Annotated in this window: 7 protein-coding genes; 6 read left to right on the forward strand and 1 reads right to left on the reverse strand. The window is 70.3% G+C overall.

Annotated elements, in window-relative coordinates; translation table 11 throughout:
* Positions 1–141 precede the first annotated feature (141 nt).
* Positions 142–3294 (forward strand): BTAD domain-containing putative transcriptional regulator, encoded by a 3153-nt coding sequence (locus tag ACFQ7Q_RS25270; protein ID WP_383558975.1) that lies wholly within the window; start codon positions 142–144, stop codon positions 3292–3294.
* A gap of 63 nt (positions 3295–3357) precedes the next feature.
* Here the strand turns inward: ACFQ7Q_RS25270 and ACFQ7Q_RS25275 are convergent, their stop codons facing one another.
* Complete coding sequence (locus ACFQ7Q_RS25275) at positions 3358–4146, reverse strand: ABC transporter ATP-binding protein (protein WP_383558976.1); 789 nt, start codon at positions 4144–4146, stop codon at positions 3358–3360.
* A 187-nt stretch (positions 4147–4333) separates the two neighbouring features.
* Between ACFQ7Q_RS25275 and ACFQ7Q_RS25280 the strand changes: the two genes are divergently transcribed.
* Genes ACFQ7Q_RS25280 through ACFQ7Q_RS25300 form a run of 5 tightly spaced genes read left to right on the forward strand, consistent with a single transcriptional unit; the run spans position 4334 to position 9067 of the window.
* Positions 4334–4483: a hypothetical protein gene (locus ACFQ7Q_RS25280; RefSeq protein ID WP_383558977.1), complete on the forward strand. Its 150-nt coding sequence runs from the start codon at positions 4334–4336 to the stop codon at positions 4481–4483.
* Positions 4480–4569, forward strand: a complete 90-nt coding sequence (kdpF, locus tag ACFQ7Q_RS25285; RefSeq protein WP_361896819.1) for a K(+)-transporting ATPase subunit F — start codon at positions 4480–4482, stop codon at positions 4567–4569. Before ACFQ7Q_RS25280 ends, kdpF begins: the two co-directional genes overlap by 4 nt.
* A gap of 8 nt (positions 4570–4577) precedes the next feature.
* Positions 4578–6242, forward strand: coding sequence for a potassium-transporting ATPase subunit KdpA (gene kdpA, locus ACFQ7Q_RS25290; protein ID WP_383558979.1), 1665 nt, complete (start codon positions 4578–4580; stop codon positions 6240–6242).
* On the forward strand, positions 6239–8383 hold the full coding sequence (kdpB, locus tag ACFQ7Q_RS25295) for a potassium-transporting ATPase subunit KdpB (RefSeq protein WP_383558981.1): 2145 nt from the start codon (positions 6239–6241) through the stop codon (positions 8381–8383). The genes kdpA and kdpB overlap by 4 nt, the downstream gene beginning before the upstream one ends.
* A gap of 3 nt (positions 8384–8386) precedes the next feature.
* Positions 8387–9067, forward strand: a complete 681-nt coding sequence (locus ACFQ7Q_RS25300) for a potassium-transporting ATPase subunit C (protein ID WP_383558983.1) — start codon at positions 8387–8389, stop codon at positions 9065–9067.
* Positions 9068–9118 lie beyond the last annotated feature (51 nt).

Here is a 9118-nt window from a genome sequence, read left to right on the forward strand (position 1 = left end):
GGATGGCGCCGGTCGCCGAGGGCGTGACCTCGCCGTACGGCAACGCCGTTCGCGCATCGGCGAGTCGGCGGAGATTCGCCCCCGGCGAGGGTGGCGGCGGTCCGGGGCCCGGGGGAGGCTGAAGCTGTGAGGATTGTCCTGTTGGGACCGGTCGGAGCCGGTACGGACGACGCGATGCCGATCGACGTCGGAGGGGTCCGGCTGCGGATGCTGCTGGCCCGGCTCGCGCTCGAAGGCGGCCGGCCGGTGTCCGTCGACGCGCTCGTCGACGGACTGTGGGGCGCCGATTCCCCTGCCGAGGCCGGCAACGCCCTCCAGGCCCTGGCGTCCCGGCTGCGCAAGGCCCTGCGGGGTGCCGCCACCGTGGAGTCCGTGGCCGGGGGGTATCGCCTGTCGGTGCGCGACGAGGACGTGGACGCCCAGCGGTTCGAGGAACTGGCCGGGCGGGGCAGGCGTGAGCTGGCCGCCGGCCGCCTCGAGGAAGCGGCTTCGGTGCTCGCCGAGGCGCTCGCACTGTGGCGCGGCCCGGCCCTCGCGGACGTGCTGGACGCCCCGTTCGCCCGCGCCGCGGCCGTGCGCCTCGACGACCTGCGGGCTGCCGCCGCGGAGGACCGTTTCGACGCGGAGCTGCGGCTCGGCCGGCACGCCGAGGTCCTCGCCGACCTCGAATCGGCAGGTGGCGAACGCCCGTTGAGCGAACGTGTCGCCGGTCTGCGGATGCGGGCGCTGTCCGCGGCGGGACGCCAGTCCGACGCCCTGGCCGTGTACGAGCGGATGCGCGGCCGACTCGGCGACGAACTGGGCGTCGACCCGTCGGCCGAGCTCCAGGAGATCCATCTGGCGCTCCTCCGTGGAGAGCTGACGGCACCGGCGGCCCGGGCCGAGACCGCGCCCAGCCGCCTCCCGGCCCGGCTCACCAGCTTCGTCGGCCGCGACCGCGAACTCGACCGGATCGCCGGTCTGATGGCCGCCTCCCGGCTCGTCACCATCGTCGGCTTCGGCGGCGCGGGCAAGACCAGACTGTCGCTCGAAGCGGCGAGCCGGCACCGCGCCTATCAGCGCGGCCGCGTGTGGTTCGTACCGCTGGCGGGCGTGGGTCCCGGGGACCGGCTCGCCGACGCGGTGCTCGGCACGCTCGGCTCCCAGGACGGGCGGCTCTACGACGCCGGACGAGCCCAGGCGCCGGTCGAGCGGCTGGCCGAACTCTTCGACGGCGGAGAGGCGGTCCTCGTCCTCGACAACTGCGAGCACCTCGTCGAGAAGGCCGCGGAACTTGCCGAGGAACTCCTCTACCGGCTGCCGCAGTTGAGGATTCTCGCCACCAGCAGGGAAGCGCTCGCCATCACCGGGGAGGCGCTGTGTCCCCTCGGCCCGCTGGAGCTTCCCGCGCAGTCGCGGGAGCTCGCCGAGGCCGCCGACTCGGCGGCGGTGCGCCTCTTCGTCGACCGTGCCGTCGGCGTCCGGCCCGGCTTCACGCTCGACGACCGCACGGTGGGAGCCGTGGTGGAGATCTGCCGCCGTCTCGACGGGATGCCGCTCGCGCTGGAACTGGCCGCGGCCAAACTGCGCGCGATGAGCGTCGACCAGATCGCACACCGGCTCGACGACCGCTTCCGTCTGCTCACCTCGGGAAGCCGCACCGCGCTGCCCCGTCAGCGCACGCTGCTCGCGCTGGTCGAGTGGAGCTGGGACCTCCTCGACGAGCCCGAACGGGCCCTGGCCCGGCGGCTTTCGGTGTTCCCCGGCGGTGCCACGGTCGCCGCGCTCGAAGGGGTCTGCTCGGACGAGTCGCTGCCGGCCGACGACGTGCTGTACGTACTCGGCTCCCTGGTCGAGAAGTCCCTGGTGACCGCATCCGACGAGGACGAGCCGCGCTATCGCATGCTGGAGACGGTACGTGCCTACGCGGCCGACCGGCTCGTCCGGGCGGGGGACGACGTCGCCGCGCGGTTCGCCGACCACTTCCTCGCGCTGGCCGAGGAGCTCGAACCCCTGCTCCGTACCGGCGAACAGCTGCGGGCGATCGCGGTCTTCGACGCCGAGCACGACAACATGGTCGCCGCGCTGCGGTCCATGGTCGACGCCCGGGACGCGTCGATGGCCTCCCGGTTCGTCCGGGCGATGTTCTGGTACTGGGGGATCAGAGGCATGACCACCCAGTTCGAGACCTTCCTCGGCGAGGTCATGGAGTTCGGCGACGCGCTGCCGCACGAGGCGCGGCTGGCCTTCGGTCTCGTACGCAGCGCGGCGGGCGCCCCGGGAGCCGAGGGCGCCGCCTCGCCTCCGGAGGAGGAGGCCGTCGACTCCGCGGACGTGCTCGGTTTCCACCCTGCGCTGCCGCTGCTGCGCATGTCCCAGCTCGTCGGCGACGCCGACCGCGAACGCGGGCTCCAGCAGTCCCTGAACCACCCGGACCCCTGGGTGCGGGCCAGTGCCTACTGGGCCCATGACTTCGTTCTCAGTGAGCAGGGGGACCGGGAGACGGGGGCCCACGCCCGGCGCGAGGCGCTGCGCGGCTTCGAGGAGGTCGGGGACCGCTGGGGGCTGGTGATGAGCCTGCTGCCCACGGGCGCGACGCACTCGCTGCGGGGCGAGCACGACCAGGCCCTCGTCGCGTTCGAGAGGGCCGTGGCGATCAGCTCCGAGCTGGGCACGGAGGAACACCTCCTGTGGACCAAGTACAGGCTCGCGATGGAGCGGATCCGGATCGGCGACCTGGAGGGTGCCCTGCGGGACATCCACGCTGCGGAGAAGCAGGCCAAGGAGCGCGGGCATCGGCGAGTGGAGGCCGGTCTGCTGCCGGTACTCGCCATCGCGTACCGCGCGACGGGTGATCTGACCAGGGCCGACGAGGCCCTGGACCGGATGGAGACACTCGTGCGTTGGCTCCCCTACCCGGAGGAGACGTCCCGGGACATCATCGCGGTGAGCCGGATGGGGAACCGGCGTGTGGAGGGAGCACTCGAAGAGGCCCGTGCTCTGCTGCCGAAGGCGCTGCGCGGCCTCACCGCTCGTGGTGACAGCAACGGCCTGGCCGGGATCGCACAGCAGCTCGCCGCGCTGCTGGCCCTCGAACAGGATCCCACCGGCGCGGCGACCGCTCTGGGGATGAGCCGGGCCATCCGAGGCACCTTCGACCACGGCGACCCGGAGATGCGGGCGCTCGCCGCCGAGCTGACCGCGAAGCTCGGCGAGGACGGCTACCGCGAAGCGTTCCGTCAAGGCGCCGAGATGCCGAGACAGCAGGCGCTGACCCGGCTGAACGAGGAGGCGGCTCGGGAGCCGAAGTCCTAGTGCTGCGACCGGGATCGGATGTGAACCGGCCCCGGAGGCCCCGGGAAGCTTCGGTCCTGCTGCTCAGTGATCCGCCGGACACGCCCCGGCCCGCTCCGTCAACGCCAGGAGTACCTCGTCCAGGCCCGGTCGGCGTAGGCCGACGTCCTCGGTGCCGATGCCGGCACGTTCGAGGCGGCGGACCAGGGCGGAGAGCAGCATCGGGTCGGAGGCCGGGACCGAGAACAGGACGCGGTGCCGGTCGCGCCGGGGGGCGGTGCCGGCCAGCTCCGTCAGGATGCGCGCCACCGCGGCCCCGTCCCCGGGCAGCGTCGGGCGCACCCACAGCCGGGGCTCGCCGATCCGGTGTCTCAGTTCGTCGGGGCGTCCCTCGGCGACGACCCGGCCGCGGTCGAGCACGGTGACCCGGTCGGCCAGGCCGTCGGCCTCCTCCGGGTGCTGCGTCGTCAGCAGCACCGAGCTCCCGTCCGCCGCCAGCCGCCGCACGACGTCCCGCAGGGCGTCGCGGGCACGGGGGTCGAGTCCGGCGTCCGGCTCGTCCAGGAGCAGCACGCGTGGTCTGCCCGGCAGGCGGTCGAGTGCGTCGAGTCCTCCGGCGCCGGGCAGCGGTGGACCGATCAATTCGCGGACCCGTGCCCGGTCCCGTACGAGATCGTGGCCGCCGATCGTCGCCCCGCCCGCGTCCGGCTGCTCCAGGGTGGCCAGGATCCGTACGGCGGTGGTCTTGCCCGCGCCGTTCGGGCCGAGCAGCGCCCGCACCTCTCCGACCCGTAGCTCCAGGTCGACGCCGTCCAGCGCGACCGTGTCCCCGTACCTCTTGACCAGGCCCTCGGCCCGGATCGCGTACGACATCGTCCCTCCCTCTCGGCCCCTCGGCGCGCCCGACGGACCGTCCCGACGATGTCCGGCCCCGCTGACAGACCGCTGACCGCGCGATGACAGCGCCGATACCGAGGCTCGAACCGAGGGTCGGACCGCATCCCGTAGAGGACGCGTAAAGAGGGCGCCCCGACTCGTCAGGGACGCGTTAACGGAAGCCGTGACCTGGCCGAAAGGCGCTTTGCTCAGGTGGTCCGAGAATCCGTTCTTCACTCAGGAGCTCACGATGGCCGACGTGGCCTTCGTCGTCACCACGATCGCGGTCTTCGCGTTGGTGGCTCTCATCGCCAAGGGGGTGGCCAAGCTGTGACTGCCGAGAACATCGTCGGTCTCGTCGTGGCCGCCGCCCTGCTGGGCTATCTCGTCCTCGCCCTCGTCAAGCCGGAGAGGTTCTGAGTACGGATATGAGTCCCGTTCTCGCTGGCGTCCTCCAGCTCCTCGCACTGATCGCCGCGCTCGGCCTCGCCTATCGGCCGCTCGGTGACCACATGGCCCGTGTCTACTCCTCCGACAGCCATCTGCGGGTCGAGAAGTGGATCTACAAGGGCATCGGTGCCAACCCGAACACCCAGATGCGCTGGCACGCCTACCTGCGCGGCGTCCTCGCCTTCTCGGCGATGAGCGTCCTCTTCCTCTACCTGCTCCAGCGGGTGCAGGGTTCGCTGCCCGGCTCGCTCGGCTTCGCCTCGATCGACCCCGACCAGGCGTTCAACACGGCCGCGTCCTTCGTGGCCAACACCAACTGGCAGTCGTACTACGGCGAGCAGGCCATGGGCCACGTCGTGCAGACCGGCGGCCTCGCGGTGCAGAACTTCGTCTCGGCCGCGGTGGGCATCGCCGTCGCGGTGGCGCTCGTGCGCGGCTTCGCCCGGTCCCGTACCGGTGAGCTGGGCAACTTCTGGTCCGATCTGGTGCGCGGCACCGTGCGCATCCTGCTGCCGATCTCGGTGGTGGGCGCGCTGGTGCTGGTCGCCTGCGGAGCGATCCAGAACTTCGCCGGCATCCACGAGGTCGGCCAGTTCATGGGCGGCACCCAGCAGTGGAACGGCGGTGCGGTCGCCTCCCAGGAGGTCATCAAGGAGCTGGGCACGAACGGCGGCGGCTACTTCAACGCCAACTCGGCCCACCCCTTCGAGAACCCGAACGGTCTGTCCAACCTCTTCGAGATCTGGCTGATCCTCGTCATTCCGTTCGCGCTGACCCGCACCTTCGGCCGCATGGTCGGCTCGCTCAAGCAGGGTTACGCGATCCTCGCCACGATGGTCACGATCTGGCTCGGGTTCACCGCGCTGATGATGTGGACCGAGTTCGCCCACAACGGCCCCGCCTTCGATCTCGCGGGCGGTGCGATGGAGGGCAAGGAGACCCGGTTCGGAATCGGCGGCTCCTCGATCTTCGCGGTGGCCACGACCCTCACCTCCACGGGTGCGGTCAACTCCTTCCACTCCTCGTTCACCGGCTTCGGCGGCGGCATCACCATGCTGGGGATGCAGCTCGGCGAGATCGCGCCCGGCGGTGTGGGCTCCGGCCTCTACGGCATGTTGATCATGGCGATCATCGCGGTGTTCATCGCCGGTCTGATGGTCGGCCGCACGCCCGAGTACCTGGGCAAGAAGATCGGCACGCGCGAGATCAAGTTCGCCGCCTGCTACATCCTCGTCACGCCCGCGCTGGTGCTGTGCTTCACGGCGGCCTCGTTCGCCCTGGACACACCGGCGAACTCGATGACGAACTCCGGCGCGCACGGGTTCTCCGAGATCCTCTACGCGTACACCTCCGGCGCCAACAACAACGGCTCCGCCTTCGCGGGTCTGAACGCCGACACGCAGTGGTTCAACTCGACGATCGGCATCGCGATGCTGCTCGGCCGGTTCCTGCCCATGGTGTTCGTCCTCGCGCTGGCCGGCTCGCTCGCCGAGCAGAAGCCCGTCCCCGAGACCGCGGGCACGCTGCGGACCGAGAAGCCGCTGTTCACCGGCCTCCTGGTCGGCACGATCATGATCATCACCGGTCTGACCTACTTCCCGGCCCTCGCGCTGGGACCGCTCGCCGAGGGGCTCGCGGCATGACCATCGACGTAAAGAAGCAAGAGGACGCTGTGAAGCAGACGTCTACCACCGATTCGGCCAAGGTGCCGCACGGCGACCTGTCCGCCGGACACCCGCCTGCCGGACGTGTGGGCGGAGGTCTGTTCGACCCCGCGCAGCTGGTCACGTCCTTCCCGGACGCGATCAGGAAGCTCGACCCACGCGTGATGATCAAGTCGCCCGTGATGTTCGTGGTGCTGGTCGGCTCGGTGGTCACCACCGTGCTGGCCGTCAAGGACCCGGGCGACTGGTTCGGCTGGGCGATCACCGCCTGGCTCTGGCTCACGACGATCTTCGCCAACCTGGCCGAGGCCGTGGCCGAGGGCCGCGGCAAGGCGCAGGCCGACACCCTCCGCAAGGCCAAGACCGACACGGTCGCGCGCCGCGTGATCGGCACGAACGAGGAGCGCGTTCCGGGTACGGAGCTGCGTATCGGGGACCTGGTGGTCTGCGAGGCCGGCGACATCATCCCCGGCGACGGTGACGTCGTCGAGGGCGTCGCGAGCGTCGACGAGTCCGCCATCACCGGTGAATCGGCCCCGGTCATCCGCGAGTCCGGCGGCGACCGCTCGGCCGTGACCGGTGGTACGAAGGTGCTGTCGGACCGGATCGTCATCAAGATCACGGCCAAGCCCGGCGAGACCTTCATCGACCGGATGATCAACCTGGTCGAGGGCGCCGCCCGGCAGAAGACACCGAACGAGATCGCCCTCAACATCCTGCTGGCCTCCCTCACCATCGTCTTCCTGCTGGCCGTCGTCACGCTGAAGCCCTTCGCGATCTACGCCGGCGCCGACGAGCAGACCTCGATGATCGTCCTGACCGCGCTCCTCGTCTGCCTCATCCCGACGACGATCGGCGCGCTGCTCTCCGCGATCGGCATCGCCGGCATGGACCGGCTCGTGCAGCGCAACGTCCTCGCCATGTCCGGTCGTGCGGTCGAGGCCGCGGGTGACGTCTCCACGCTGCTCCTGGACAAGACGGGCACCATCACGCTCGGCAACCGCCAGGCGTCGGAGTTCGTCCCCGTCAAGGGCACGACGGAGGCCGAACTGGCCGACGCCGCCCAGCTGTCGTCGCTGGCCGACGAGACGCCCGAGGGACGCTCGATCGTCGTCCTCGCCAAGGAGAAGTACGGCCTGCGCGAGCGCCACCAGGGCGAGCTGTTCCAGGCCGAGTGGATCGGCTTCACCGCCCAGACCCGTATGTCGGGTGTGGACGTCGACGGCCGCAAGGTCCGCAAGGGCGCCACGGGCTCCGTCGTCGCCTGGGTGCAGGAGCGCGGCGGCACCGTCACCGCCGACGCACAGGTGCTCAACGACACGATCTCCCAGGCCGGCGGCACGCCGCTCCTGGTGGCGGTCGACGACGACAAGGGCGCCCGCGTCCTCGGCGTCATCCATCTGAAGGACGTCGTCAAGGAGGGCATGCGGGAGCGGTTCGACGAGCTGCGCCGCATGGGCATCAAGACGGTCATGATCACGGGTGACAACCCGCTGACCGCGAAGGCCATCGCCGAGGAGGCGGGTGTCGACGACTTCCTCGCCGAGGCCACCCCCGAGGACAAGATGGCCCTCATCAAGCGCGAGCAGGCCGGTGGCAAGCTCGTCGCGATGACCGGCGACGGTACGAACGACGCGCCCGCGCTGGCCCAGGCCGATGTGGGCGTGGCGATGAACACCGGTACCTCGGCCGCCAAGGAGGCCGGGAACATGGTGGACCTGGACTCCAACCCGACCAAGCTCATCGAGATCGTCGAGATCGGCAAGCAACTCCTCATCACCCGGGGCGCGCTCACCACGTTCTCGATCGCCAACGACGTGGCCAAGTACTTCGCGATCATCCCCGCGATGTTCGCGGTGGCCTACCCGTCGCTGGACAAGCTCAACATCATGGGCCTGTCCTCGCCGGAGTCCGCGATCCTCTCCGCCGTCGTCTTCAACGCGCTGATCATCGTCGCCCTGGTCCCGCTCGCCCTGAAGGGCGTCCGGTACCGGCCGACGAGCGCGGACAGGATGCTCCGCCGGAACCTCGGGATCTACGGTCTCGGCGGCCTGATCGCCCCGTTCATCGGCATCAAGATCATCGACCTCCTCATCTCCCTCATCCCCGGAATCGGCTGAGCCATGACCAACAACTCCGTAGGAAACGCAGGGCGGTTGCTCTGGGCGGGTCTGCGCGCCCTCCTCGTCCTGACCGTGGTCACGGGTGTGCTCTACCCGCTGGCCGTCACGGGCATCGCCCAGGTCGCGTTCGACGACAAGGCCAACGGCTCCGAGGTCACCGGCGAGGGCAAGGTCGTCGGCTCCGAACTCATCGGCCAGACATACAACCTGCCGAAGAAGAACCCGGACGACGCCGAGGAGGCGGCGGTCCCGGACCTGAAGTGGTTCCAGCCGCGTCCCTCCAACGGCCTGGGCTCCAACAGCGTCAACACCCAGTACTCGATCATCCTGTCGGGCGCGACCAACCGGTCCGGTGACAACGAGGACCTGATCACCTGGGTGAAGGACGCCAAGGCCGCCGTGGTCAAGGACAACTCCACGACCACCTACAAGGTCAAGCCCTCGGACGTGCCGGCCGACGCCGTCACCTCCTCCGGCTCCGGCCTGGACCCGCACATCTCCCCGGAGTACGCCGAGCTCCAGGTCCACCGGGTCGCGGAGAAGAACAACCTGGACGTCAAGGCGGTCGAGAAGCTCGTCGCCGACCACACCGACGACCGGATCCTCGGCTTCATCGGCGAGCCCCGAGTCAACGTCCTCCAGCTCAACATCGCGCTCAAGGCCCTGGTGGCCAAGGGCTGATGGCCTTATCGCAGTGGAAGTGGGAGTCGGCGGGCCGTGGAACGTACCGGC

It is taken from the genome of Streptomyces sp. NPDC056527 (genome assembly GCF_042794475.1).
Lineage (GTDB): Bacteria > Actinomycetota > Actinomycetes > Streptomycetales > Streptomycetaceae > Streptomyces.

Bases quoted from the DNA above. Each gene is read 5' to 3' on its own strand.
- ACFQ7Q_RS25275 (WP_383558976.1), bottom strand. From the start codon at position 4,146: ATGTCGTACGCGATCCGGGCCGAGGGCCTGGTCAAGAGGTACGGGGAC.
- kdpA (WP_383558979.1), top strand. From the start codon at position 4,578: ATGAGTCCCGTTCTCGCTGGCGTCCTCCAGCTCCTCGCACTGATCGCC.
- kdpB (WP_383558981.1), top strand. From the start codon at position 6,239: ATGACCATCGACGTAAAGAAGCAAGAGGACGCTGTGAAGCAGACGTCT.
- ACFQ7Q_RS25300 (WP_383558983.1), top strand. From the start codon at position 8,387: ATGACCAACAACTCCGTAGGAAACGCAGGGCGGTTGCTCTGGGCGGGT.